The organism is Nitrospira sp. KM1 (assembly GCF_011405515.1).
Classification (GTDB): domain Bacteria; phylum Nitrospirota; class Nitrospiria; order Nitrospirales; family Nitrospiraceae; genus Nitrospira_C.
The window spans coordinates 1,222,539-1,248,511 of the sequence record NZ_AP022671.1 but is presented as its reverse complement, the minus strand read 5'-3'; the positions used below and the strand labels follow the sequence as shown (position 1 = coordinate 1,248,511).

Genomic DNA, 25,973 nt, shown 5'->3' with positions numbered 1-25,973 from the left:
AAACCGGTTGGATACAATAGCGGTTCTTTGCAAGGAGCCGTATGACAACCGGAACAACCAAAGACGCCACGCCGTCTCCCGTGCTGAGAAATCTGCAGTTCTCTCCGATCAAAGAAGGAGAAGAACAATACGTCGTCTTATGGGATCCGACGGGCCTCAGTGCGGAAAAACTGGTGCTCCCGCTCAATTACTTTTTCATCATCCAGCACTTTGACGGGGAGCATTCGCTTCAGGACATCACCGGACTCTACCTCAAGCGATTCGGGGAGTTTCTGATGCCGGACAAGGTGGAACGTCTCGTGGCCGATCTGGATGCGAAGTTGTTTCTCGAGGGCCCGCGTTTCGAGGATGCCAAGCAACAAGCCGCATCGGCTTATCGGGACGCCCCGTCACGCCCAGCCGCGTTCGCAGGAAAGAGCTACGAGACAGACGGCGTCAAGCTGCGTAAACAGATCGACGGCTTCTTCACGTCAAAGGAAGGCCCGGACTTCAAACCATCGGAGAACAAGGGGAAGCCCATCAAGGGTTTGGTTGCGCCGACGTTCGATCTGAAGCAGGCCGGCCCCATCTATGCCTGGGCGTATAAAGAATTACAGGACGCCCAGCAGCCCGACACCTATGTGGTTTTCGGTACCGCCCATGCGGGTCTCGAGCATCTTTATGCGGTGACGGACAAGGATTTCGACACCCCGCTCGGATCCGTGGAGGCGGATCAGGCGATAATCAGCCGGTTGCGGGCGGTAGTACCGGATTGTTTTGTCGAAGATCGCGCGCATCAAGCGGAGCATGCGATCGAATTTCAATTGCCGTTTTTGCAAACGGTGGCCGGCTCATCGAAGCCGTTTACGATTGTGCCGGTTCTCTGCTCCTTTTCAGCAGCAAGTCTCTCCGACCCGTCCGTTCGTCAACAAGTGGACCGGTTTGTGGATGCCTTGAGGGAGGTCCTGTCGACGAGCGAGAAGTCGATCTGTCTGATCGCGGCAGGCGAACTCGCCCACCTCGGCATGCGCTATGGCGATAGCGCCCCTCCCACCGATTTTTCCTTTCATCGTTCTATGCAGTACGATCTTGAGATGCTGAAGTTCGTCGAGGAACTTAAACCGGAGGAATTCGCCGGATACATCCAGAAGGAGCGTGATCAGCGGCGCATTTCGGGATTCTCGCCGATCTACACGCTATTGAGGGTCATTCAGGCCGAGAAAGGCCAGGTGTTGCGCTACGATCGAGGCATTACGGATCAGTATAATTCGACCGTCACCTTTGCCAGCATGTCCTTCTTCTAGGCAGGCCGCTGCAATAGCCCTCCAACGTCGTTCTCTGTCGCACATCTCCTTGCGGCGTACCGGAACGGTACGCCGCAAGCATCGCGCTTTCTGCGGCCTTGTTGGATGAACTATTTGAGCCGCCTGCGCGAGGCCTTCAACGTGTGCTTCCCCCCTGTAGTCTGGAAGTTGTGCCGGGGCGTTGCGTAGAATGCAGTGCACTTCGGTCGGGAAGGTATGAGAACGCGAACCATCCGCGGGAGAATTGTCTGGGCCATCGTGCTGGTGGGTTGTATCCCGCTGGTCATCGGCCTTGTATTGGCCTACGTGTCCGGCATGCGATCCCTGCGCGACGTCATCGGCGGAAATCTACAGGCCGTGGCTGTGCAGGCGGCCGAGCGCGTGAGGATGCTGGTGCAAGGCGAGATCCGCAACATTCGGTTGTTGGGCTCCGCCCCGCTCCGCGTGCGGCAGCCGGTCGAAGAAGCCAATGCCGCCTATCCCGCCGACGGCAAGGGCGTCGAAAGACGGATCCGTGACAGGATGCACTCATGGGAACAGAGCAGCAACTTCTCCACGTCCCTGTTGAATTCAGAACTCTCTCGATTTCTCATGGAGACAAAAGTACGGGACGGGGACAAGATTGTCGGGTTGCTCATCCTGGACCGGCACGGAGCTTTAGTCGCGGCCAGTTCGGAGCCCGATCGGTACTATTTTGGAAATGAAGCCTGGTGGACCGCCATACGTCGTGGGAATGAGCCGGTCTACTTGAGCGGTCTCATTCCCGCGGAAGAGGGCACGTTCAAGGCTTCGGATGAAACGATGGACGTGATCGTGCCGATCCTTGACGACCATCAACACGATGTCATCGGCGCGGTGATCGCGTCGTATCGTTTCGACGGCCTCTTTGTCATGATCGCGCAGATTCAGATCGGACAGACAGGGCACGCCATGTTGTTCGATGCGGCCGGACAGCCGCTCGTGTGTCCGATACTCGCCCGCGAGGCGCATCGGATTCCCAGCCAATTGATGGCCATGATCGTGTCGTCGGACCCGGGATGGGCCATTGCGGAAGACGATGGACACGGCGCCTCCGATACCGTCGTCGGCTATGCGCCGGTGACCGGACTGAAGTTGCCGGATAATTCATGGCACGTCTTTGTCAGGCAGCAACCGGGGGAAAGTTATGCGCCGATTCGCGACCAGGTTCGTAATTTGGCGGCGATCGGCTTGGTCATGCTGTTCCTCCTGTGGGCGATGGGCCGCTATGTCGCCACCAGAATCGTGCGTCCGATTCATCTGTTGCAGCGGGGCGTGGAGGCGATCAGCCAAGGCACCTACGACCGGCCGATCAATATTGCGACCGGCGACGAGTTCGAAGTTCTCTCCAAGGCCGTGCATCGAATGGCGGATCGACTGAAAGCCTCGCGTGCGGAGCTCGAAGGGCTCAATCGCGAGTTGTCTCATCGCGTGGAAGAAAAAACACAGGAAATTACCAAGCACATGCAGAGTCTCGAACTGGCGGAACGCCTGGCAACGTTGGGCAAAGTCGCCAGCGGGATCGCCCACGAGATCAACAATCCCCTGGGCATCATTCTCAACCGCATCGAATGCATGGAAGCCGATGCCGTTCGACTGCCGATGCCGGGTGAAGTCCGTCGAGATCTCATGACGATCAGATCGCATGCCGAACGCATCGTGCGCGTGACGAAAAGCATCCTGACGTTTTCCCGGGGCACCGTGTCCACGCTCAAGCAGGTCGAGATGAACACGATCGTCCGCAGCTGTCTGGTCATGGCGAGCGAGCGGGTATCGGCGCTGCCCGTACGGCTCGAATCTCAGCTGGCGGTGTCTCTCCCGCCGGTCATGGGCGACCGGGACCGGCTGGAAACCGTCATGCTCAATCTCATCAACAACGCCATCGACGCGGTCAGCTCCCACGGCAATGCCGGAACGGTATTGGTACAGACGTCCGTCGTGCAGATGGAAGGGCAGCAGTGGGTGGAAATCAATGTGGCAGATAATGGGCCGGGAATCCCCGATACCATCATCGGCCGGGTCTTCGACCCCTTTTTCAGCACCAAGCGGGCCGGCCAGGGCACCGGACTTGGCTTGTTCCTGACCTATGGCATCGTGTCCGAGCATCGTGGACGAGTCCAAGCCAAGAATGTCGAATGCGGAGCCGTCTTTACCGTGGTCCTGCCCGCTGTCGGGCGCTCCATGGTCACTGAGCGAGAGACTCCATGGGAATCGCAGGCAAAATCCTGATCGTTGACGACGAAGAGGATGCACTGGAGAACTGCCGGCGCATCCTGAGCCGCGTCCCCTATGATTGTGTGGCCACGTCGAATCCGGGCCAGGCCATGGCGCTTCTCGAACGGGAGCATCCCGGATTGGTCCTGACCGATCTTCGTATGCCGAAGATGGACGGCATTGAAGTCCTCACGGCCGCGAAGCGAGTGGATCCGGCCGTCCAAGTCGTACTGTTGACGGCTCATGCCACGATCGAGACCGCTGTGACGTCCATGCGTTACGGGGCGTTCGACTACATCACCAAGCCGTTTACGGGCGAGGAATTGCTTCAGGTCGTACGCCGGGCGTTCGATGCCGAAGCCGGGGGTCAGGCGACTGCCACTATCCGCTCGGCGAGCGTCGCGGCCCGGCCCTCATCGTCCGGATCCTCCGGCGGCATTCAGATAGTCGGCAGCAGCGCTTCGATGAAAGCGGTGTTGGCGCTCGCCGACCGGGTTGCGCCCACGGATTCGAACGTGCTCGTGTATGGTGAAAGCGGGACCGGGAAGGAAATGTTGGCGCGGTATATTCACAAGGCGAGCCGGCGGACAGAGCGAGCATTGATTCCGGTCGACTGCGTCTCCCTGAACGACTCCTTGTTGGAATCGGAACTGTTCGGCCATGAAAAGGGCGCATTTACAGGAGCGCATATCGCCAAGCCCGGATTGTTCGAGGTCGCTCACGGAGGAACGATCTTTCTTGACGAAGTCAGCGGAATGAGCCCGAATTTGCAGGCCAGGCTGCTGCGCGTGTTGCAGGAACGGCAGGTGCGAAGGGTCGGCGGGACAAAATTCACGCACGTGGACGTGAGGGTCATTGCGGCGTCCAACCAAAATTTGGAAGATTTGTGCCGGCAGGGGACGTTCCGCGAAGATCTGTACTATCGGCTCAACGTCATTCCGATCGCGCTCCCGCCATTGCGCGTACGGGAGGGGGACATTCTCCTATTGGCGAACGAGTTTGTGACACGATTCGTTCATCGGGTGCGCCCTGAAGCGGGATCCGTCCCCATGATCGATCCCTCGGCCGCCGATGTGCTGATGCGGTATCCCTGGCCCGGCAACGTCCGGGAGCTGCAAAATATCATGGAACGCGCGGCTGTCTTGGTCGATGGCCACACCGTCATGAGTGCTCATTTGCCTGACCGTCTCTTGGCGGGTGTCCAGCCCAATGCCGTCTTGACGGAGGCGGCGTCGTTCAAACAGGCGAAGCAGCAGGCGGTGGAAACCTTCGAGCGAAACTTTCTGATGGATCTCCTCAAACGTAACGATGGGCACATGAGCCGTGCGGCGCGCGAAGCCGGTGTCGATCGGAAGACCATTGAACGAATGGTGAAAAAGCACGGCTTGCGCGGGGCGTTCTGAGTTCGCCGTAATCGTGATACGTCGCGATGGGGCGTGCGTGCCCCATTCTCGTCATTCCTTCTGAAAACGTAAATCACCCAACATATCAATAGATTGTTTTCGCTCTCTATTCTGAGTGGGGCGCGTGCGCCCCATCGCGGAATTCGTTCACGATCGCGATTCCAGCAAAAGCCCTTTTAAACCCGTAAAAACTTTCGGCTCGAAGGCCGGAACGGGATTTGCGATCGGCATGCTGCACAGAAATCTAATCAACCCGCCGTTTTGGTGCCTTTTGGGGATGTGATGGCTCTGGAGGATTGATGCAACATGTCATCATGAAAGGAATACTCGCTGTACTGCTCTTGTTGCTGGCGCCGCACGCAGGAGCGGCTGAGCCGAAAACTCAGAGCGCTCACCGGAGTCTGCAGGGCATGGTCGTTGAAAAAGGGGGCGCGCTCGCGGTGAAGGTCCCCGACGGGACCACATACCAGTTAAACGAGAACCGGGCGCATCGACATGGCCACGATCTTCCCAAAGTCGGCGACGAAGTAACAGTCATCATCGATGAAAACAATATGGTGCTGGAGGTCCATCCTCCCGGAACGCGTGGGGCGCATCGGTATATCACCGGAGAAGTGATCTCTATCGGAATACCAGAAAAGATTATCAAGTTGAGAACGTCTGAAGGCGAGCAGTCCTTCCCGCTCGAGAAACTGGAAATGACAGGATCCATCAAAGATGGAGCGCGCGTGAAGGCGGAACTGAACGAAGCCGGCAGCGTGATCGATCTTCACCCCGCGCAATAGTCGTTCGACGGCCTCGCAACGTGCGAAGCTCTCAGAATGGCAGCGTGACGCAGCAGTGGTAATGGACTGTCTGGCGGAGGTCGGGAAACCATGGACTGGCCTCCAAAGTATCCCGCCAATGCATAATTGGTCTCCGCCAGACTACTTAATCGTACGAATGTCGAGTTGATTTTTTTCAGGCATGTCTTAGAGGAGGCAGAGGTATGGGAATCTCAACACGAGGGGGACGGGTTACAGTCGCAGGACTCGCCGCAGGACTTGTGCTGGCGGGGTTGCTCCCGGCATGGGCGGCCATGTCGCATGACGCACACATGATTGAAGGTCAGACGGACGACCTTGCGGTGCCGGTGCACGCGCAGGCCGGCCAGGTATTGCAGGACAAGATGGCCAAGGCGGTCGAGCAAATCGAGCGCGAGGTGAAGACCAAGGGCCCGTTCCAAGGCGCGGGCGCGCACGCCATGCAACAGGGCGTGTTGTTGGTCGCGGAAGATCCGGACAAGGTGAAAGTCACTCAGGGCACCCGCTGTCCGGCCACCGCGCCGATCCGGGCCTACGACGTGTCCGCGATCAATGTCGAGATCACCGTGAATCGATTCGGCGATTTTTATCCCGGCTACATGTATGTGCTGAGCGAGCACGTGGCGGGCGTCCGCGAAGAAGAGGCGAAGAACAAGGCGGCTCGCGAAAGCGACGATCCGACTTTTTCCGGCGGCGCTGTGTCCAACGGTCTGCAAGGCGACTTGATTCAGCCGCTGGTCATCCGGGCCAATCAGGGCGACTGTCTGCGCATCACGCTGAAGAACGAAATTGCGGAAGAGCCCACCAACATGATCGTCAACGGTTCGCAGATGCTGGTCGCGAGCACGGGGAAACCTGCGACGGCCAACAACCCCGATGCGCTCGTGGCTTCCGGAAAGACCGGCGAGTTCGAATGGTATGTCCCGATCGACCTCCAGGAAGGCGGGCGGGCGTTTCACAGCCATGCCACCAGAGAGCAATATTCGTTGGGCATGCTGGGATCCATTGTGATTGAGCCACGTGGTTCAAGGTTCTTGAGCCCGTTCACGGCAGAAGAAATGAAGAGCGGGTGGGAGGCGATGATCGACGTGGGGAACGGCTCGGATTTCCGAGAGTTCGTGATCTTCTACCATGAAGCCGGTGACGAAACCTTCCGCCTGTTGGACCGCCGTGGCGATATGCTGCCGCAACGCGATCCTCACACTGATACCTATCGTCCTGCCGCCCGCCTGTTGAATTATCGGAGCGAGCCGCATGGAACTCGGCTGGAACTGCAGGCTCATCTCGTCGGTTTTGCCGATGAATCTCAGGGCTACGGTTCCTACACCTTTGGCGATCCGGCCACGACGATTCCGCGTTCTTACCTCGGCGATCCGGCCAAGTTCCGTATGATCGGTGGATCGGAAATCGTCCACTCGCATCACCTGCACGGAGGCTCGATTCGATGGGCCAGACAGCCGGGAACGAGCAAGCTCGATCCGACACTGTCAAAGAACGGTCCGGTGAAATTCCCGCCGATCAGCGATACGTCGGATCGCCTCGACGTCCAATCGATCGGTCCATCGGAGATCTACGATGAGGTGACCGAAGGCGGGTCGGGAGGTCTTCAGGCGCTCGCCGGGGAGTTCGTTTTCCATTGCCACATTCCGCAGCACTATGTCACCGGCATGTGGGGATTCTGGCGTGTCTACAACACACTGCAATCGCCCGGGTTCCAGACCGATGTCATGAAGCCGCTGGCGGAGCTGCCTGATCGCAAGGGCAAGATCAAGCTTGCCGTCAGCTCAGACAAGTTGGTCGGGACCACCGTCGATTGGTATGGCGGGAAAAAGTATGAGATCACCAAGGACAAGACGGATTGGAAGTCCAATCCGGTGAAGGTGTCGATCAAGAATTGGGTCGAATACATGTTGCCTCCCCAGGGTCTTCCAGGAAAAACAGAAGATCAAGTGAAGCAGGCGAAGGCGCATGATGCGACGGTCGTGAACTGGAAATGGGATGGTACGATGGCAATGAACGAGCCGGAGACTCCGCACAAGTGGGCGGACTATGCCTCACCGACGCCGAACGAGCGTCCGGCCATCACCTTTGATCCTCAGACAGGCAAGCTGGCGTTCCCATGGCTCCGCCCGCACCTGGGCAAACGGCCGCCGTTCGCGCCCAATCACGGCGGCGCGCCGTGGCTGGAGCCGTTCCGGGTCCGCGAGGACGGGACGCGCAGCACGGAGCAGGCCAAGCCGGGCGAGCAGGGGCCGTGGAGTCTCTGCCCCGAGAATTCTCCTCGGAAGTTCTACACCATCCATTCGATTACGCTGCCGATTACCTTGAAGCCCGCAACGGCGAAATCCGCCGCCATCGTGGATCCGATCGGCATGATTTTCGTCCTGCACGAAGAAGAGGATGAAGTCAGGAAGAATCCGAAGAAGCAGGTGCCGCTGGTGATCCGCGGCAACGTGTACGATTGCGTCGACATCATCTTCAAAAACGAAATTCCCGATGATGCACGGACGGGATGGGCGAACAAGATCAACCTCCATCCCCACTTCTTCCAGTTCGATACCAGCGCGTCCGACGGTCCGACGATCGGTTTCTCGTACGATATGTCGCTGCGGGCGTTCACCATGCTGGAAGATCCACAACCAGATAAAGGGATGCCGTTGCCCGGCAACACGGTCATTCTGGCCGATACGAAGGCCGGCACCCGCAGCATCACGGTGAAAAATCCGTCGAAATACCATCCCAATACCGAGTTGGGAATCGGGATGGATGATCCGAAGTATTTCGAAGTCGCGCGTATCAAGGAGATCAAGGGCAACACGATTACCTTTGACGCGCCGCTGAAGTACACGCACAAAAAGAACGACATCACCAGTGTCGAGTTCATCCGCGAGCGATGGTATGTGGATTCGGATTTCGGAACCGTCTACTGGCACGATCACGTGTTCGGGACCGATACCTGGGGACACGGGCTCTTCTCGGCCTTTATTACCGAACCGCCGCGGTCGACCTATCATGATCCGGTGACGGGTAAGGAAATCCGCAGCGGTCCTATCGCGGACATCCATACGCTGGAGCCGGTCTCCGCACATATTCGCGGAAGCTTCCGTGAAGTCATGATGCACATCATGGACAGCAATGCCCGGAGTGCGGAATTGATCATGACCGACAATCCACAGGCGCGGATGGGCGCGGTGACGGTGGACGGACCACCCTCCCATCAATTCCCGGAGCGCATCAATAAATCGGCCATGTGGTTCTTGAACGGCGGAGAGGCGACGACCGGCAGCGGCTACAGCATGCGGGTGGAGCCGCTGAGCGTGCGCCTCATGAACAATGCCGATCCGTCCAAGCTCTTTGTGTCCGGCATTCACGGTGACCCGGGGACGCCGCTGTTGCGGGCATATCTGGGCGATCCGATTCTGGTGCGCGCGCTCGTCGGCTCGGCGAACGAGGTGCACACCTGGCACGTGACCGGCCACTGGTTCCCGATGGAGCGGTACGGCACGACGGCGATGCCGCGCAGCACGATCCATCTGGCCATCGGTGAACGGTACGATCCAGCCATCCCGGCGGCAGGCGGTCCGCAGAAACAAGCGGGCGACTACCTGTATTACAGCGGCCGGGCGTCGCATTTTGCCGAAGGCAGCTGGGGGATCTTCCGCGTGTTCGACGAACTGCAGGGCGATCTGAAGCCGCTGCCGAGCCGCGAGCAGATTCAAAAGTCGGCACCGTCGGTCTGTCCGGCGGATGCGCCCGTGAAGACGTTCAACGTGTCGGCGGTCGATCAGAACATCCGGTATCACGAGGGCGCGCCGGGTGTCATGGAAGTCGATCTCGAGCGAAAGATGGTTTTCGGCAACGAACAGGGCAAGATGTACGTCCTGGACGGCGATCGCGGCCGGGTCAAGTCGGGAGAGTTGCGACCGAGCCCGTTGACGTTGCACGTGAACGTCGGCGATTGCATGAAGGTCAATCTCAAGAACGAGATGGCCAAGGAACGGGCCGGGTTCCACATCGATATGATGGCGTTCGATCCAAAAGATTCGTTCGGCGCCAACGTCGGAAACAATCCGGGTGATCAGACGATCGGACCGGGCGAGAAGAAGACCTACACGTTTTACGCCCATCCGGAATACGGCGAATTAGCTGCACTCGTCCAGGATTGGGGGAATGTGGTCGAAAATCCGCGCAACGGACTGTTCGGGTCGGTGATCGTCGGACCCAAAGGATCGCGCTATCGCGATCCGATCACGAGCGACGACATCACGATGAAGAGCAGCTGGCGGGCGGACGTGCTGGTTGATCGTACGCTTCCGGGAAATGAGAATCGGGCCAACTACAGGGATTTCTCGCTGATGTTCCAAGACGAGGACAACATCGTGGGCGTCAGCTTCATGCCCTACATCCAACAGGTGGCCGGCATCACAGCGGTGAACTACCGTTCGGAGCCGACGGCCTGGCGCATGGAAAAAGGATGCGAAATTCCTGAAATCTTCGCCTGCGTCAAGGCCGGCGAGACACCAACGACGCCGTTGCTGCAGGCGCATGTCGGTGATCCGGTCTCGATTCACGTGTTGGGCGCGTTCAGCGAACAGGTCCAGCTGTTTACCGTCGATGGGCACGAATGGCCGCACGAGCCCTATATGCAGGGCGCTGATCAAGTCAGCACCATGGAGTTCGGCGGATCGGAAATCATCAACGCCTATTTGACGGGCGGTGCAGGCGGACCGAACAAGATCGTGGGCGACTATTTGTGGAAAAATCAGCGGCCGGCATTCGCCAACGCCGGGCAGTGGGGCCTCTTCAAGGTCCTGCCGGTCGAGGATCAACGGATTCTTCCGTTGACGCCTCAGGTTCCGCCGGTCAAGCATGCGGACGAGGGAGGAGCGGTCGTGTCGACCACCTCATTCGGTTCGAAATAACCATGGAGCAGGCAGCGTCTTTCTGAAAAGACGCTGCCTGCCATACTCAGCAGGGTCTCTTATGGAATGGAAATTGGCATTGTGGCATGAACGGAGATTCACTCGCCTGCAGGCAGCCATGATGGCGTGCCTGCTAGGCCTGACAGCCGTCACGGCATCGGCATATGAAGAAACGACCGTGTCGAACGGAGGGACCGTGAAGGGAACGGTCCAATTTATTGGGGTGCTGCCGGCTCCATCCTCGTTTGAGTTGCGCCGCTATGCCGATCGGGTCTATTGCGGAGCACTCTCGGACGGCTCGGGGTACCGGCAGCTGCGTTCCGTGCTGGTCGGTGACCGGCAGGGACTCAAGGACGTCATCGTCACGATCGAGGGTGTTCAGAAAGGCAAGCCGTTCGAACTGAAGGAAACGAAACTGGAAGCCAATATCTGCCAGTTCGTCCCGGCGGTATCCGTGATGAGAGACGGGCATCCGCTGACCGTGACGAATTTGGATTCGGTCGCGCACGATCTACAGATCTACGAGCGGGACAACGAGCACGTGTTCATCATGTTCCACCGCCCTGCGCTGACTCGGTCCGGCACCAGCGATCTGATCCATTTTACCGGGAATCGACACGGCGTGATCATGCAATGCGGGTTTCATCCCTACATGCAGGGGCACGGGCTGGCCGTGGATAATCCGTATTATGCAATCACCGATATGGCAGGCACGTTCACGATTGCGGACCTGCCGGCCGGAAGCTATCGAATCCACGCCTGGCATCCGACCTTGGGTGAAAAGACTCAGGACGTGACGATTACTGCCGGTGCGTCGACCCCGGTTCGCTTTGCGTTTGGAGACAAGTGATGACACGCACGTTCTATTTGCGGATGATGGTGACGGTCGCCGCCGCGACCGTTATAACGATCGCGGCGGGAGTTCTTGCCAATGACGTACCGGTTTCCGGGGTCAGCCGTATCGAGGTCGTGTTGGCCAATCAGTACCGGCATTCGACCGCAGCGCTTAAGGAAGAGTTCGCGCAGGCTGGTTTCCACAATGCGCATTTTCAATTTGTCAAGCGCGGCCAGCCGCCGCAAAACATCGGTTTGGGGCGCGATGTACCGGCCGACCGAGCGCGTGAAGTCATCCGCCTGGCGCTGAAATACAATCTCGGCATTAACATACTGTTGCCCGAACGGCTGTTCCCTCCGCGCTTCGTCACGATTGCATCGTCGAATTTCGATGACACAGTCGAATATCCCATCGAGGCATCGGCATTGGCGAGTCTGCAAGATCCCGAGTTGACAACCGAGGCATTCCATCGGCTCTATCGCGAGCTCACGTCCGTTCCGCTCGCCCTGAAAGGTCGATATTAGGAAATGTTCAGGAGGTTCAGTCAGGCGGAATTCGGCGCTGGGCGTAGGAAGGATCCGGTCTATCTGATTCTACCTGCCGCTGCCATGGTTGCGATGTCGTCAATGGCGGTCTGTCATCACGCAGCGGCTGCCGATTCAGCGGCGGTCGACGTGAAGGAGCAGCGGGAGGCGCTGATGAAGAACGTCGAAGAAATGGTGGCGCACGGCGGCATGGGAGACGCAAAAGCCATCGTGCATCATTGCCAAGAGGCGAGCCGCTATGCCGCAACCCTCAAGCAGGCGGTGGAAGACGCCGCAGGGCGCGCGTCACTCGATGACGTCATTCGATATTGCGGTCGAGTTGAGGAAATCGGCGTGCACGCCGATCCCGGTATGTTGCTCAACCCCGCTCTCAAAGCGCATGCGGCGGCCCGCGCAGCGATCAAAGTGCCGGAATTGCGCGAAGTACGTTCGACGGAATCCAACCGTTCGCTTCCGACGGTCACTCCTTGACCGTCAGCTTCATCATGATCGAGTCCAGTGGATTGTCGCGCTCGTCACGGGGCAGTGCCACGATTTTATCCACCACATCCAGCCCGCGAAAGACCTCGCCGAAGACCGTATAGGTTCGGTCCAGCCCGCTGTTGTCGTTGACGCTGATAAAAAACTGCGAACCGTTGTCGTTGAAGTCGCGGGTGCTGTTGCTTTCGCGCGGTACCTTGGCCATGCCGACAGCGCCGCGTTTATGAGGCCGGTCGCTTGTCTCCGGCGTGAGAAAGTATCCGGGACTGCCGGTTCCATGCAGCGAACGGTCCGGATTCTTGCTCATCGGATCTCCCCCCTGGATGATGAATCCGGGCACGACCCGATGAAACGTCGTCCCGTCGTAAAAACCGAGTTTCACGAGATTCAGAAAGTTCTCGACGTGGCGCGGCGCGGCATCCGGATAGAAGCGGATTTTGATCTCGCCGAACTTCGTAGAGATCGTGACACGAGGGTCTACTTTCTGAAATTCCATCGCCATGGCCTGGAAATCTAACAGGGGCGATGCTCCGGCGGCAAGAGGGCCGGCCGGTTCCGAGGATCTATTCTCGGATGGATGGCTGCGGTTTGTTCGAGGTGTCGGCCACGCCATCTCTGGCGAAAAGCGGATCTCCCGGCTTGATCCGGCTCCACAATGCGGCGCCCAGGAGGGCGACCGCGCCGGCAGTCGCCAGTGATGCAGGCCATCCCCATGTCCCTGCTATCCATGGCGTCACGGTCGGCGAGATGACGCCTCCGAGATTGGCACCGGTGTTCATGAGTCCCGACAACGTCCCTGCATGGTCCTTGGAAAGGTCCGTCGTCGAGGCCCAATAGGCGCCGACGGAAAAATATAAGCAGCCGGCTCCCACCGACAGGCTGCCGATCGCCAGAAATGGCGAGTCGGCGTAGGCTCCCAAGGTGATAGCCAAGCCTGCCGACGCCATGCCTGAGGCTCCGGCGATCGCGCGGCCGATCGTGATTCCATATTTCTCGGCCAACCGGTCCGTCGCCCATCCACCTGCCGGACACCCGACCAAGATGGCGAGAAAGGGAGCCGACGCGAACATCCCTCCCTGCAGAACTCCAAAACCCCGGACGTTCACGAGGTAAAGATAAAACCACGACAGATACAGGTAGGCGACATAGCCGAGGCAGGTATAGCTGAGGACCAGCCACCAGACAGTCCTGTTGCCCAAGAGTATTTTCCAATGCGCCGTGGACGGAACTCGGACGGTGCGTGGACGCGCCGCCGCTTCGTTCTTCACCCAGGGATGGAGATGGGGACTATCGCGCGCCAGCGACCACCAGAGAGCAGCCATGAGCAGGCCGATCAGAGCGGAGAGATAGAAAACGGTTTGCCATCTCCAGTTCACCATGACCCAGGCGGCGACCGGGGGCGTGACGGCCGATCCAAGGCCGATCCCTCCTATCGCGATGCCGATGCCGATCCCCCGCGCGTCTGCCGGCATCCAATTCGCCACGGTGCGATTGAAACAGGGGAGGGCCACTGCCTCTCCGACGCCGAGCGCAAAGCGCGCGGCGACAAGGGCCCCCAGGAGCCCCACCCACTCTGCCAGCGGAGAAACCGCGGCAATGGCTGTGAAGGCGGAACAGAACGACCACCAGAGGAGCGCGCCGGTCAGGATTTTTCGCGGCCCATACCGGTCGGCCAGCCAGCCTCCGGGAAGCTGAAACAATGCGTACCCGGCGACAAAGGCCGAAAAGACCCAGCCCATCTGCTGGTCGGTCAACCCGAATGCAGGCATCATCTGCCTGGCGGTGACGGAGATGTTCACGCGGTCGATGTATGTGACCACGCTGGTGAGGAATAGCAGCCCCAGGATCAGCCAGCGAACGGAACTCACGGTAGAAGGTTGCGCCGTCACGTCAGTGCTTCGGACATCGGATGAGCGTGGCGGATTATACCGGGTTGAAATCCCATCCTCATTAAGAATCCCATGAGAAAGAAACCAAAAAACCCTGTGGGGACGCGGGCTTGTAGATTTCGGCCATTTGATCCGGTAAGATGATCACACTTGCCTGCATCTGATGGCCGTGGAGAAATGGAGTGTCCTTAACCCGTGTGGTGGTGTTTCTTATCGTCCTCGTCCTCATCGGCGGCGGCGCGTTTCTTGTCTTATCCCCTTCGTTAACCGGCGACGACTACCTCAAGAGTTTTTTCCTTAAACAGCTCGAGCAGAGTGTCGGTCGCAAGATCGATGTGCATCGGATCAAGCTGGTGCTGTTTCCCAAAATCCGCCTCGAGCTGACACAGGTCGCCATTCACGAAAAGAATTCCGACCAGATTTTGCTGTCCGCGAAGAAATTGGAAATGGTTCTGCGGCTGCTTCCGCTGCTCCGTAAACAGGTCGTGGGAAAACGACTGCTGATCGAGGAACCGACGCTGACGCTCAGGCGCGATCGTCACGGCCATTGGAACGTCCTGGACCGTCCCAATCCGGTTCCGAGCAACGACGCAGAGGCCCTTCAGTTTCTGACCAGAATTTTCAGAATCAAGGAAGCGACATTGGTCCACGGCACCGTCCATGTGATCGATGAGGCCAGGCCGGACGGCGTGCGGGCCACCAAGCTTGAATCCGTGGAGGCGTCATTCGTCATTCATGCCGAGCGAGCGCTGGCCGACGTGCACGTCGCCGCGAATCATTCGGGTGAGCAGGGGCCGTCGTCCATGTCGCTGGCCGGCGTCCTGCGGCGGGCCGATCAGCAGCGGCTGGCCGAGGCGGATCCGACCAAGCCGTCCCTCCTGTTGCAATTCGACGGGAATGTCGAAGCGTCCGGCCTGGGCCTGCGTGACGTCGCGGATTTCTTCGGCCCGAGGCCGGTTCCGGAACTCGTGACCGGCGTGATCAACGTCCGAAGCGGCATTCGAATCATCCCCGGGGTCGCCGGATACGACGTCGTGCTGTCGGAGCTTACCGGGCGCCTTGGCCCGCTGGCGGTCACGGGCGGCGCGAATCTGTCCGGCTTGCTGACTGCACAACCGACGTTTGCGGTTACGTTTGCATCCTCGTCCGTGCAGCTGAGCGAGCTTCTGGAGAAGGTTCCGCCGCAGTGGTTTCATCCGCAGCTGCCCGGCGTCATGAAGGATCGGAAGATCGACGGCAAGGTGGAAGTCGTGTCGGCGACGGTCACGGGCTCTTATGCCGAAGGTCCGCAGCTGTCGGTGACCGGGGAGTTTCGCGTCAAGGACGGGCAGGCCTTGATCGGTGACAGCCACACGCAGGCCAAGAATCTTGCCGCGGTCGTGCAGGTGGAAGCCGGGCGCATTCGAGTGAATAATTTGAGCGGGCTGTATGGGACGATTCAGATGAACGAGAGCAGGGCCTTGGTGTCCTTCCTGGAAGCCGGTCCCTGGCTCGAAATGGAAATCGCAGGCACGATGACGGCATCGGACCTGTTGCAATTTCTTTCAACCACCGTGAAATCGGCTCAACTTTCGCAGGTGTTGGGATCGTCGACGGATGTGCAGGGAATGGCACGGCCGACCTTTCGGATGGTCGGCCCGTTGAATCAGGAAGGCGGAATTACGTTTGCCGGAGGAGAAATTACCGCGCAGCACGTGAGCCTGAATAACAAATTGTTGCCTGAACGGTTGACCGAACTGCAGGGCCGGTTCGTGCTGTCGGAGGGGGAAACGCAGTTCGATCAGGTGATCGGCTATCTCGGAGACTTGGCCGTGCAAGTGCAGGGCGGGATGACGGGCGGAGAAGTCAGTGCGTTTCGGGACTTGTCTGTGCGAGTGAACGGCGATGTGGCGCATATGGTTCAACTCTTGCCCGCACAGACCGTTCCCAAGGGGATGCTGGAAGGCAAGGCGATCGTCGGGGTCGACCTGTCAGGCCGGACGTCCGCTCCGCATTTCAGAGGCGAAGTGGCGCTCAAGGAATCGCGGGTTCTGTGGACGGGAATTCTGGAAAAGCCGACCGGGGCTCCGGCCGCAATTGAGTTCGAGGGGGACGTGACGTCGAAATCCGCTGTCACGTTCACGCGGGTCCAGTTCGACATGCCCCCGCTTCGGTTGCCCATCAAAGGCAAGATTCAGGTGGGAGAACGATTCTCCATCGACGCGGCCCTGGCGACCGGTACGATCTCACTCTCCAGCGTGCCCGAGTGGGTGGTCAAGGGGGGATTCGAAGCCGGAAATGTCGAACTATCGCTCGATATCAAAGGCCGCGATCGGGATTGGCGGACATGGAAGACGGCCGGATGGCTGGCGCTCAGCCACGGGCTGATGAACGCAAAAGGAGCGGATGGGCCGATCCAGGATCTGTATGTCCGTCTGCAGCTCGCGCGGGATGCGGCCGAACTCAAACGGCTCTCGTTTCGGATTCTCGACAGCGACGTGGCGCTCGAGGCGATGATCCGGAACTGGGCGACCAAGCCTGCCATCACGGCGAAGATCGAATCCAATCAAATGGATCTCGATTTGCTCATCCCCAAAGGGGAGCGGTCCCCCATTCGCGAATTCCTCGAATTTTTGGCTGCGACGAGCAAAGTCGGGGCCACGGCCGCCATCAGCCGCGGTCACTATAAGCATCTCAAATTTGGAGGATTGTCGGCCCGCATCACCATTCAAGACGGTGTGCTGGACGTCGATCGGATTGCCGGGCAATCGACCAATGGAGACGTCGCGGGCCGGGTTGTCGTCCAACTGCCTCGCCTGGAGCCGGCTGAAGCGGAAATTTCAGTGCGGGCGACCGGCATTCCGGTGGAAGACATGCTGAAGCTGCTCGGTTCCAAGGCGGGAAGCGGAATCACCGGTGAATTGCGGATCAATGCCACCGCGCGCGGGCACGGCCGCAATCCGCACGGAGTCCTTCCCTCACTCAATGGCCGGGCGGACCTTCTGCTGGAACACGGTCATATCTTCAAATCCAAGCAACGTGCGACATGGAAGATCATCAGTCTCCTGAACCTGCCGGCCGTTCTGCAGGGTAAAGTCGATCTGGAAAAAGAAGGACTGCCCTACAACAAGATCACCTCGACATTGAATATGCGCAACGGCCTGGTCGAAACCGAGAATCTGATCATCGACAGTCCGATCGTCAAAATCACCGCCGCGGGCAATTATGATTTGCCGACGGACCAGCTCGAGATGATCTGGGCGGTCAGTCCGTTCGGGTCGTATTCGCAGTTTCTCAAGACGATTCCGCTTTTCGGACGGCTCTTTGCCGGCGAGCGTTCAGGTTTTGCGACTGCCATGTTTTCCGTGAAGGGAGCCGTCGAAGATCCCGACGTGACGTATTTGCCGATGAAATCATTTGCGACGGGGTTGACGGGACTGGGGCAGCTTGCCGTCGATCTGCTCAAGAACACGGTGATGCTGCCGATCGATCTCGTCACGCCGGATGACAACAAGGGCGTCTCCAAAGACGCCATCCCCGCTCCGTAACCGGGTCCGGTACGGCTCCGAGCGGGCGCTCGTTTCGCTTTGCCCGACATCGGATTTCATTGCCGCGCGCCTTTCCCGGCACGATGGAGTTCTTGAAGAATCGACCGATTCTTGGACCGGCCCGGATTCTTGACCGACCCCCGGCCCCATGCTAGATTCCGCTGGAGAAGGAACACAGACGCCGTACCATGTCGCGATCGCCGCAATCCCATAAAGCCACCGTATTCATCGCCGCCAGCGAGCAGGATTCGAATCTCTATTACGCCACCAAGTTCATCGCTCCCGATCCTTTCATCTATCTCGAAATCAAGGGCGAACGGATACTCGTCATGAACGACTTGGAGATGGACCGGGCCAAGAGCCAGTCCTCCGTCGATCGGGTGCTCTCATATTCGGAGATCGAACGCCGGGCCAGGGACCAGGGTGTCGCCTCGCCCGGGAGCATCGACATCGTTCATGTGGTCCTGCGAGAGGCAAAGATTAAACACTTGTTGCTGCCCGCGAATTTTCCATTCAGCCATGCGTCCCGGTTGCAAGAGCTGGGCTACCATCTGCATGCCAAGCCCGATCCATTCTATGAGCAACGCGTGATCAAGACGAGTGAAGAGGTCCGCCACATCGAAGCGGCGCAACGAGCGACGGAGCAGTCCGTGGCTGCGGCGCACGAGGTCGTGCGCCGCTCCGACATCAAGGACGGTCATCTGTGGTTCGACGGCGGGGTCCTGACGTCCGAGCGTATCAAGAAACTCATCAACGTGAAGCTGATGGAAGCCGATTGCGTGGCTCAGCATACGATTGTGGCCGGCGGTGAGCAGGCCTGCGATCCGCACAATGAAGGGAGCGGCCCGCTTCCCGCTCACCGCAGCATCATTTTCGATGTGTTTCCGCGCTCCGCGACGACGCGCTATTTTGCCGATATGTCACGCACCGTCGTCCGCGGCACTCCAAGCCCGGAACTGGTCAAATTGTTTCACATCGTCAAGGACGCGCAGGAGGAAGCGATCGAGAAAATCAAAGACGGCGCGGATGGCATGAAAATCCATCGCGGCATCTGCGATCGATTCGAAAAAGCCGGATACAAGACCGGCCTCGTCAACGGCCGCATGCAAGGCTATTTTCACGGCACCGGTCATGGCGTGGGATTGGACATTCACGAAGCTCCGCGCATCAGCCGGACCGGATCGCTGTTGCAGGAGGGGCATGTCGTGACCGTGGAGCCCGGCCTGTACTATCCGGGACTGGGGGCGGTCCGCATCGAAGATATGGTGCTGGTTACCGCCGACGGGTGCCGCAACTTGACGGATTTTCCAAAGGTGCTCGAACTCGGCTAGCTGCCCGTCTCCGTCATCCGGCCCGCTTCGCTTCCTGCTCGAATCCCGGCAGAATCGCTTTGAAGAATGCATTTTGAATGAGCTTCAGGACCACCTGAAGCGTGCTGGTCTCCGGTCTCTGTATCTTTCCGGACACGTCGGCTTGAGTTGCCACTTCCTTTCTATCCCGATTGGCAAGCAACTCCAATGTGCCTCCCACCACCGCCTCGTAGAGCTTCTGGAGAAGGGACTTGTCCTTGTCCTGGTCCGGATCATAGACGCTGACATCCTTGAATAGGGGCTTGACGTAGCCTGCGATCGTGCCATCCTTGACTTTCAATTCCGAAAAGAAGGAGAAGAACCCATCAGCCACATCAAAGTTGCTGTAGGATCTCAATAAATCATTCATCGACCGCATTTTGGTCTTCACCATCTTGACCTGAATCTCGAAATCCGGCGAATGGGTTTCCGGACGGAACGTCGCATGGGCCTCGGTTTGCCCCGTGCCCATGAATTTTCCGGTAAGTTGGAGATGGGCCGTGCCTTCCGAAAATTGGTTGCTGAAGTTTTCCAGATTCAGGTCAACTTCGGAGAGAAAAACTCGGTAGGCGGGGTCCACGGCTTGATTCACGAATCCCATCTCGCTGTTTCTCAGCACGGCCCGGTCCAAGCGGATCAGCCATTCGGGATGATTGTTCAACCGCTTGGCGGTTTCGACGGTCTTCTCCGCAACGTGCAGCTCCGAGCGGGCCGTGCTTCTCGCGTGAACATAGTCCACGCGCACTCCCTCCAGTTCGAGATCCAGTACCCGCGCTTGCTTGATGTGCGGGGAATATTCCAAATGGCCTTTGCCGGAAACCGTCCCCTTGCGCAGCTGCACATTGAACCGTCCCGTGAGGGGAACGACGTCGTCCAGATGGATTGATTGCAGAGAGACGTCGACATCGGCGCCGAAGTGCGGCTCCGACAGAAAATCTGCGGACCCGTCGACGACCAGGTTCCCCGAATCGAATACTTCTCCGTCCACATGAACAGTGGAGGGGTATGTTCGCTCCCGGGAACGCACGTTGCGGATATTTTCCGCCGTCACATTCAACCGACTGAGATGCAACGGCTTCGACTTGGGATTATCCGCATAGGTCAGGTCCGCTTCATGGAGTTGAAATACGTCGATCTTCAGGGGATAAACGGACAGGATGGCTTGCTGCCACCCACGCTCGGCCAAGCCCTTGTCGTCCTTCGCTTCCTTCGCCGCTTGCGTTTGCGTGATCCGCAGGACGGGCCGGTCGATATAGTGATCGCTGACCAGCCGGCCGTTCAAAATCGCTTGCCAGTGAATACTGGCGTGCCACCTGGGAATCGTCGCCACGGGCGGTTCGGGGTGGTCATTCTGAATCAATGTGGACTCTTCGAAGTCCACCGATAGTCCGATGGGATGAAATCGCAATCTTCCGATCGAAAGGGTGTAGCCGTCGACGTTCTGGTTGAACTGCCGTTCGGCATAAACGCGCAACGGTTCGTCGATATAGAAGAGCGCAATGGTTGCAATAACGAAGAGCCCCGCTGTCAGGACGAGGAGAAGCCACCATCTTCGTTTCACTGAGAAACCTCTCTCGGACAGATTCACTCGTTGGTCTTCGGCGTGCTCGATTGATAATCATGAACGTGCCACGCCCCATGCTGAAAACAATCCGCGTCACATTTACAGTAAAACATACGAACCGGGCTTCTGCGACCCGATGCCGGGCTCGCGTTGCCATCGTAGGGTTCACAGATGCGCCCGGTGTGTGCGGCCTGCTACAATCGTGTCCGCGCATCGAAGTTCCAGTCGTTCTCGGATCATTTTAACCAGACCATGACGTGGTCCTTTCGTTTCCTCGACGACATTGCGGTGGCGGATATCGCCTTCGAGGCGCAGGGAAATACAGTCGAGGAGTTGTTTTCTGGGGCGACACGGGCATTGATCGAGACGCTGGCTGATCCCGGTACGATCGGCGCCGTATGGCAGCGCGAGATTCACCGGAGCGAATCCGACTTGTCAGCGCTGCTCTTCGACTGGCTCTCGGACATCGTCTATTGGAAGGATGCGGAAGGTGTGGTCTTCCATGATGCGCCGCTGACCGTGACGAGCGAAGCGGGGCATTGGACGTTGAACGCCAGGTTGATCGGAGCGCCGGTGAATCGGGCGGCGCAGGAGTTGAGAAACGATGTGAAAGGCGTCACCAAGCACCTCTATGAAGTGAATCAGGAGGCAGAACGATGGCAGGCGAGGGTGGTGCTGGATGTGTAAGGAGGCCTAACACCGTTTCATCCGCCATCTTGATAGATAATGTTCATGATTGTTAGCACCGTGTACACCCGAAAAGACAAGAGGAGGAACGGTTATGGGCATCACCATGTTGCGGCACAAGCATTTCCAGCTTGATCAAAGCAAGCTCGATCGCGCGAAATCTGTTCTCGGTGTCAAAACGGAGGCCGAAGCGATTGAGCGAGCGCTGACCCTTGTCGTCGATGAAACTGAGCTGGACAAGGCCTTGAAGCGTACCAAGGGGCGCACGCAGATTCGAAAAATCTTTCGCTGAGATGCGTCGCCTCGTCCTGGATACAAACCTGTATATTGATTGGCCGAACGCCGGCGACCACCAAGACATCGTGTTCCAGCCTTCCAGCCAGGCACCGTGAAATTCGTGAGCGCCGTCGTGATGATGGAACTCTTCGCTGGCGCGCTTTCTATACGAGATCGGGAACATCCGGATTAGGCATCCGGATTAGGGTCAGGTTGAGGTGGCCCGGATTTGACAGACACCTTTGACTGGGGACAGGATTCTCCGAGGAGGTGTCCGATGTAGGGGTCCGGATTAGGGTCATACATCCGGATAGGGTCAGGTCTTGCAATCATACATGGGCCTGCTCTGCCTGCTTGAGTCGCCGACTCACCGTGGCATAGTGCACGCCAAGATGCGTGGCGATCTCATGCAACCGATAACCGTACTGCCGATAGGCGACAGCGATCAACTGCGTCTCTCGGCCTCGGCGCTGAAACACGGCATGCAATGGTGGCCGTTTCGCGTGTGTCTGGCGTCGAGGGATCTCCTGAATCACGCGATTGGGTTGATGTTGCTCAATGAACGCTTCGGAGCCCAGATAGATTTGCCCTTGCACATGGTCCCAGGGGCGCGGTCCCCCTCGGCCTTCGGCGACAAACTGCCGATAATGGAGTTGTGCCTCCCGCAGGCGCGAGCCAAATTGTCCCCACACCCAGTCCATCGTGAGCCATACCGGGCCAGCCGTCTCTCCAGCGGTCCCGCGATAACTACTCCAGGTCCAGAGGCGCGGATGCGTCACCATCTTGGCGCGAACTGGATTGAGGACCACATACCGACACAGCTCCAGGAGATGCGCGTCCTTCTCCACAAGAATCGCCGTGAACCGGCCTTGGAAGAGATGCCCGACCCGTTGGTGTCGACGGTTGTACGCTTGGGTATAGCGGCCGTTGAGTTGACGCATGCCGCGTGACAGATTGGGCCGTGGCGTTTCCAGCAGGAGATGATAGTGATTGTCCATGAGACAGTATGCGTGACACAGCCACCCAAATCGGCCAATGACATGCGCAAGGAGCGTCAGGAATTGTGCACGATCGCGGTCGTTTGCCACAATATTGTGCCGCGCATTCCCGCGATTGGTCACATGATAGACCGCCCCAGGGTATTCGATGCGTAAGGGCCGTGCCATGGGGCGAGACCATACCAGGGGAAATGTATGATTGCAAGACCTGACCCCTTAGGCGTGCATTGGGTCGTGCGGTCCAAGGCATCGGTTGAACTGGCAGCTTGATTCGCCGTGTTGCGGACGGTGGTGCCGGCTTGCCCCACTGCGTCGCTCGTCGTCAGGGGATAGCCGCGGTTGTTGAAGCGGGTGGTCGTGACATTTCCACGGGGATCGACCACCGTCGTGGCGGTCACGGTCCCGCCGGTGATGGTATAGCCCGCCTGCGCGTTTTCCCACGACCCGGATGGTGAAACCGGTCTCCAACTACGTTCTCGCATCATTCAGGCCCTCGACCTACCACCTTAACTAGAGGCAAAGCACCTCTCCTCTCCGCTCGCATTTGATCGAATCGAAGCGAGCAGTTCAAGCGAAGCTTGGTGTGTACCTCCTCGTACCGAAGGCACTGGGCGCTCAACGACTCACGCTCGTTCGCAAACTCGACGCTCATTATCCTTCGCGTCGCGGACCTCGTTGCGGACTCGCTGAACAACCATTTGACCATCCTGGAAAAGTCGGACTCTATATTTTGTTTTGTGAAGAGACTTGGTTAACTTGTTGGATCTTGCGATGAGAATCAGGCAGGTACGACATAAGGAGAACAATCTATTCGTGAGCTGTCAGAACGCGTATGGAGCCCTTCTGTTTGATCTCAAGGATGATTTCTATGGGAAAGCCAGATGTAATTCGAATAGAGGACGACGAATAATCGGGTATCAGGTCGCAAAGATCATATATTCCAATCTTTGCATCGTCCATTATGGTGATATTTGACACGCCAGTAATCTTTAGGATTTTGTCAGCGAAAGGCCCTTTACGTTTTTCGCCAAGAGGAACAGTTACCTCTCCTTTTTGCCGGTCGAACTTGACCTGTGCTAGCTCAAACCACCGATCATGAACCAAGTCCAGTACTCCTGACATGTCTGTATGAAATCTTAATTCCATGGCCGCCCTATGGTTTGAAGATCTTATAAATTGATGGAGGTATTGGGATGCGAAATGCGTTACCACTGCCACTCACTCCTTTCTGCCACCAGTTCACCTGGAAGTGAGACAGATTCCTGCCAAATAGTGGGAAATAATGGTGGGGATCGTGCAGACCAAATTTGAATGCCTTACCATAACCGAACCCTCCAAAGGCACCTAACGCACATCCGAGACTTGCATCAAGCAGATTGATCTTCCGTCCAGAGAAAACATCGACGCCAACACTGATCCCTGCTCCAAGAGTGCATCCAATCAACTGTGGGATAATTTCTCCTGTGGGGTCACTGAAATTCACCGGATTGCTCAGCGCATATGAATATCTGTTGCCTAATAATGGATTAGCAAGAACCGTTGAGCGCAAGAGAGCTATAAACTCTGGATCTGGCACTTCTGTTTGATCTCCTTGGGCCAGAAGGATGATCTCGCTTAGATCAAGAGAGTCTTCATTTGTGAAGCGAGGAAGCAGTGGACTGTAATAGCGGGCACGATAATAGTACAAACCTGTCCCGTCATTTTCTCGCCCGGTGAATTGAAGCGTATTTGCATTTGTCCCCGCCACCGTCGTCTTACCAAAAGGCTCATATGCATACGTCGTTACTGACCCACCAGCTGCATTACTCAGTACAAGACTGCTGCCCAACGCATCCGCATGGTAATACTCGTGCGCTACTCCGGTTTGCCGGATAAACGGCTCATCGATATTTAAGGATCGCAGGTAGGCCGCTGCTACCGTACCGCCTTGGATCTCCTGCGCAATGTCATTGCCGTCATAGACAAACTGCGTGGTCGTGCCCCCAATCGTTTTGCTCTCCCGTCGCCCCAGCGGATCGTAGACAAAGTTCGCGGTGGCTCCTCCACTAATCCCGATTAACCTATTTCTGGCATCCCAGGTGTAGGTGTTCGTCCCATCGTTCGTCAGGTTCCCGTTGGCATCGAACGTGTGTGTGGTCCCGGCAAACGCTGTTTGCTGATTCGCCGCGTCGTAGGTGGCTGAAGTCACCGATGCAGGCAGCACCGACGCAGCACCATTCGCTCTGGTCAAGCTCGTGCGATTGCCCGCGGCATCGTAGGTGTACGTCAGGCTTTCAATTACACCGGCTGGTCCGTTGTGCGTGATGGTCAAGAGCCGTGAGGCATTGTCATACGTGTAACTGGTGCTCGTGCCGTTGGGGTAGGTGAGGGTGGTCCGCCGGCCTGCGGCGTCATAGCCAATCCCAATGCTCAACGAACCCTGCGCCACTTGCGTCAACCGTGACGCGGCATCGTACTGATACATCACCGGCGCCTGACCGGCCACCGTCATCGTGATTCGTCTTCCAATGGCATCGTACTCATAGGCCACCGCACCCTGCGGAGAGAGTTCCAAAACAAGCCGATCCAGATTGTCATAGAAGAAATCGATGGCGCCGCTGATGCTGTCCGTCGCTCTGGTCAATCGGCCCACTGCGTCGTACGTGAATGTCGTGAAGGAGCTGTCCGCATAGTCCGCTCTCGTCCAAACGGACGGGACAGACAAATGCTCGCCAGACAGTCGGACGGGACATATCTTCTTTCACTTAATCAATAAGGCATGTCTTGATCAATTCGGCCCATGCAACTCCAGCATCATCTTTGATCTCAATACGAACATTTCCGGCCAGATGCCTGTCCAAATATACACCCTGCGACTCATGTACCCGGCCAGCTGAGTCAGAAAAAGTAAACGTTATATGGGTTTCTGTCGTCGGTTGTAGTGCAAATGAAGTAGACTCCCCGGGGCCCAATTTTAGAATTTTTTCGCTAGCATTCCTGATCGCGATGACAAGATTCGTGATCTCCTTAGTCCCTTGATTGTTAATTGTGATTTCCACGCCACAGAATACCTTGACATAAAATGTGTCAACGCCAACAATAACGAGACCCAGCCCAATCAAAACTACAGCAATGATGCTGCTTCTTTTCATTTGAATCTCAAACAATCAGTCGGTTATTTCTGAACCACAAAAATCATAC

The 25,973-nt window shown here is 57.8% G+C and carries 19 protein-coding genes; 12 read left to right on the top strand and 7 right to left on the bottom strand.

Translation table 11 applies throughout. The annotated features are described in order from the left end of the window. Positions 1–41: 41 nt before the first annotated feature. The 8 genes from amrB (at position 42) to W02_RS05655 (ending at position 12,494) form a co-directional block, all read left to right on the top strand. On the top strand, positions 42–1,283 hold the full coding sequence (gene amrB, locus W02_RS05690; RefSeq protein ID WP_173045636.1) for an AmmeMemoRadiSam system protein B: 1,242 nt from the start codon (positions 42–44) through the stop codon (positions 1,281–1,283). A gap of 216 nt (positions 1,284–1,499) precedes the next feature. Beyond that, positions 1,500–3,530 (top strand): sensor histidine kinase, encoded by a 2,031-nt coding sequence (locus W02_RS05685; RefSeq protein WP_173045635.1) that lies wholly within the window; start codon positions 1,500–1,502, stop codon positions 3,528–3,530. After that, complete coding sequence (locus W02_RS05680; protein WP_173045634.1) at positions 3,506–4,918, top strand: sigma-54 dependent transcriptional regulator; 1,413 nt, start codon at positions 3,506–3,508, stop codon at positions 4,916–4,918. The genes W02_RS05685 and W02_RS05680 overlap by 25 nt, the downstream gene beginning before the upstream one ends. Before the next feature lie 299 nt (positions 4,919–5,217). Continuing rightward, a complete protein-coding gene (locus W02_RS05675) occupies positions 5,218–5,703 on the top strand; it encodes a hypothetical protein (RefSeq protein WP_173045633.1) in 486 nt (161 codons plus the stop codon). Positions 5,704–5,906: 203 nt separating this feature from the next. Further along, positions 5,907–10,643, top strand: a complete 4,737-nt coding sequence (locus W02_RS05670) for a multicopper oxidase domain-containing protein (protein ID WP_173045632.1) — start codon at positions 5,907–5,909, stop codon at positions 10,641–10,643. Between the two features lie 61 nt (positions 10,644–10,704). Beyond that, the gene (locus W02_RS05665; RefSeq protein ID WP_173045630.1) at positions 10,705–11,493 is read left to right on the top strand and encodes a carboxypeptidase regulatory-like domain-containing protein; all 789 of its coding nucleotides are present in this window, start codon (positions 10,705–10,707) and stop codon (positions 11,491–11,493) included. Next, entirely contained in the window at positions 11,493–12,002 is a 510-nt protein-coding gene (locus W02_RS05660) for a hypothetical protein (RefSeq protein WP_173045628.1), read from the top strand. Before W02_RS05665 ends, W02_RS05660 begins: the two co-directional genes overlap by 1 nt. Before the next feature lie 3 nt (positions 12,003–12,005). Next, positions 12,006–12,494 (top strand): hypothetical protein, encoded by a 489-nt coding sequence (locus tag W02_RS05655; protein ID WP_173045626.1) that lies wholly within the window; start codon positions 12,006–12,008, stop codon positions 12,492–12,494. Here the strand turns inward: W02_RS05655 and W02_RS05650 are convergent. Both W02_RS05650 and W02_RS05645 read right to left on the bottom strand, forming a co-directional pair. Then, on the bottom strand, positions 12,484–12,999 hold the full coding sequence (locus W02_RS05650) for a peptidylprolyl isomerase (RefSeq protein WP_232068659.1): 516 nt from the start codon (positions 12,997–12,999) through the stop codon (positions 12,484–12,486). The genes W02_RS05655 and W02_RS05650 overlap by 11 nt on opposite strands. Before the next feature lie 67 nt (positions 13,000–13,066). After that, positions 13,067–14,392 carry an MFS transporter gene (locus W02_RS05645; protein ID WP_173045622.1) on the bottom strand — a complete coding sequence of 442 codons (1,326 nt, stop codon included), beginning with the start codon at positions 14,390–14,392 and terminating at the stop codon, positions 13,067–13,069. A 182-nt stretch (positions 14,393–14,574) separates the two neighbouring features. On the opposite strand from W02_RS05645, the gene W02_RS05640 reads away from it, so the two are divergent. Together W02_RS05640 and W02_RS05635 are read left to right on the top strand one after the other, a co-directional pair. Then, complete coding sequence (locus tag W02_RS05640; protein ID WP_173045620.1) at positions 14,575–17,919, top strand: DUF3971 domain-containing protein; 3,345 nt, start codon at positions 14,575–14,577, stop codon at positions 17,917–17,919. Positions 17,920–18,107: 188 nt separating this feature from the next. Continuing rightward, complete coding sequence (locus W02_RS05635; RefSeq protein ID WP_173045618.1) at positions 18,108–19,250, top strand: Xaa-Pro peptidase family protein; 1,143 nt, start codon at positions 18,108–18,110, stop codon at positions 19,248–19,250. 13 nt (positions 19,251–19,263) lie between these two features. Here the strand turns inward: W02_RS05635 and W02_RS05630 are convergent, their stop codons facing one another. Beyond that, positions 19,264–20,829: a DUF748 domain-containing protein gene (locus W02_RS05630; RefSeq protein WP_173045616.1), complete on the bottom strand. Its 1,566-nt coding sequence runs from the start codon at positions 20,827–20,829 to the stop codon at positions 19,264–19,266. Between the two features lie 174 nt (positions 20,830–21,003). Here W02_RS05630 and W02_RS05625 point away from each other — a divergent pair, with 174 nt between their 5' ends. Both W02_RS05625 and W02_RS05620 read left to right on the top strand, forming a co-directional pair. Beyond that, a complete protein-coding gene (locus tag W02_RS05625) occupies positions 21,004–21,519 on the top strand; it encodes an archease (RefSeq protein WP_173045614.1) in 516 nt (171 codons plus the stop codon). A 94-nt stretch (positions 21,520–21,613) separates the two neighbouring features. Then, positions 21,614–21,811, top strand: a complete 198-nt coding sequence (locus W02_RS05620; RefSeq protein ID WP_173045612.1) for a hypothetical protein — start codon at positions 21,614–21,616, stop codon at positions 21,809–21,811. A gap of 313 nt (positions 21,812–22,124) precedes the next feature. Here the strand turns inward: W02_RS05620 and W02_RS05615 are convergent, their stop codons facing one another. The 4 genes from W02_RS05615 to W02_RS05600 form a co-directional block, all read right to left on the bottom strand. Continuing rightward, a complete protein-coding gene (locus W02_RS05615; protein WP_173045610.1) occupies positions 22,125–22,961 on the bottom strand; it encodes a transposase in 837 nt (278 codons plus the stop codon). Beyond that, positions 22,913–23,278, bottom strand: coding sequence for a hypothetical protein (locus tag W02_RS05610; protein ID WP_173045608.1), 366 nt, complete (start codon positions 23,276–23,278; stop codon positions 22,913–22,915). The genes W02_RS05615 and W02_RS05610 overlap by 49 nt, the downstream gene beginning before the upstream one ends. A 668-nt stretch (positions 23,279–23,946) precedes the next feature. Next, positions 23,947–25,497 (bottom strand): RHS repeat domain-containing protein, encoded by a 1,551-nt coding sequence (locus W02_RS05605; protein WP_173045606.1) that lies wholly within the window; start codon positions 25,495–25,497, stop codon positions 23,947–23,949. A gap of 40 nt (positions 25,498–25,537) precedes the next feature. Continuing rightward, positions 25,538–25,924 (bottom strand): hypothetical protein, encoded by a 387-nt coding sequence (locus W02_RS05600; RefSeq protein WP_173045604.1) that lies wholly within the window; start codon positions 25,922–25,924, stop codon positions 25,538–25,540. Between the last annotated feature and the right edge of the window lie 49 nt (positions 25,925–25,973).

Excerpts from the sequence above, each read along its gene's own strand:
- W02_RS05625 (WP_173045614.1), top strand. The coding sequence starts at position 21,004 with ATGCGCCCGGTGTGTGCGGCCTGCTACAATCGTGTCCGCGCATCGAAG.
- W02_RS05600 (WP_173045604.1), bottom strand. The coding sequence starts at position 25,924 with ATGAAAAGAAGCAGCATCATTGCTGTAGTTTTGATTGGGCTGGGTCTC.
- W02_RS05650 (WP_232068659.1), bottom strand. The coding sequence starts at position 12,999 with ATGGAATTTCAGAAAGTAGACCCTCGTGTCACGATCTCTACGAAGTTC.
- amrB (WP_173045636.1), top strand. The coding sequence starts at position 42 with ATGACAACCGGAACAACCAAAGACGCCACGCCGTCTCCCGTGCTGAGA.
- W02_RS05660 (WP_173045628.1), top strand. The coding sequence starts at position 11,493 with ATGACACGCACGTTCTATTTGCGGATGATGGTGACGGTCGCCGCCGCG.
- W02_RS05680 (WP_173045634.1), top strand. The coding sequence starts at position 3,506 with ATGGGAATCGCAGGCAAAATCCTGATCGTTGACGACGAAGAGGATGCA.
- W02_RS05615 (WP_173045610.1), bottom strand. The coding sequence starts at position 22,961 with ATGGCACGGCCCTTACGCATCGAATACCCTGGGGCGGTCTATCATGTG.
- W02_RS05675 (WP_173045633.1), top strand. The coding sequence starts at position 5,218 with ATGCAACATGTCATCATGAAAGGAATACTCGCTGTACTGCTCTTGTTG.
- W02_RS05655 (WP_173045626.1), top strand. The coding sequence starts at position 12,006 with ATGTTCAGGAGGTTCAGTCAGGCGGAATTCGGCGCTGGGCGTAGGAAG.
- W02_RS05670 (WP_173045632.1), top strand. The coding sequence starts at position 5,907 with ATGGGAATCTCAACACGAGGGGGACGGGTTACAGTCGCAGGACTCGCC.
- W02_RS05610 (WP_173045608.1), bottom strand. The coding sequence starts at position 23,278 with ATGATGCGAGAACGTAGTTGGAGACCGGTTTCACCATCCGGGTCGTGG.
- W02_RS05665 (WP_173045630.1), top strand. The coding sequence starts at position 10,705 with ATGGAATGGAAATTGGCATTGTGGCATGAACGGAGATTCACTCGCCTG.
- W02_RS05620 (WP_173045612.1), top strand. The coding sequence starts at position 21,614 with ATGGGCATCACCATGTTGCGGCACAAGCATTTCCAGCTTGATCAAAGC.
- W02_RS05685 (WP_173045635.1), top strand. The coding sequence starts at position 1,500 with ATGAGAACGCGAACCATCCGCGGGAGAATTGTCTGGGCCATCGTGCTG.
- W02_RS05635 (WP_173045618.1), top strand. The coding sequence starts at position 18,108 with ATGTCGCGATCGCCGCAATCCCATAAAGCCACCGTATTCATCGCCGCC.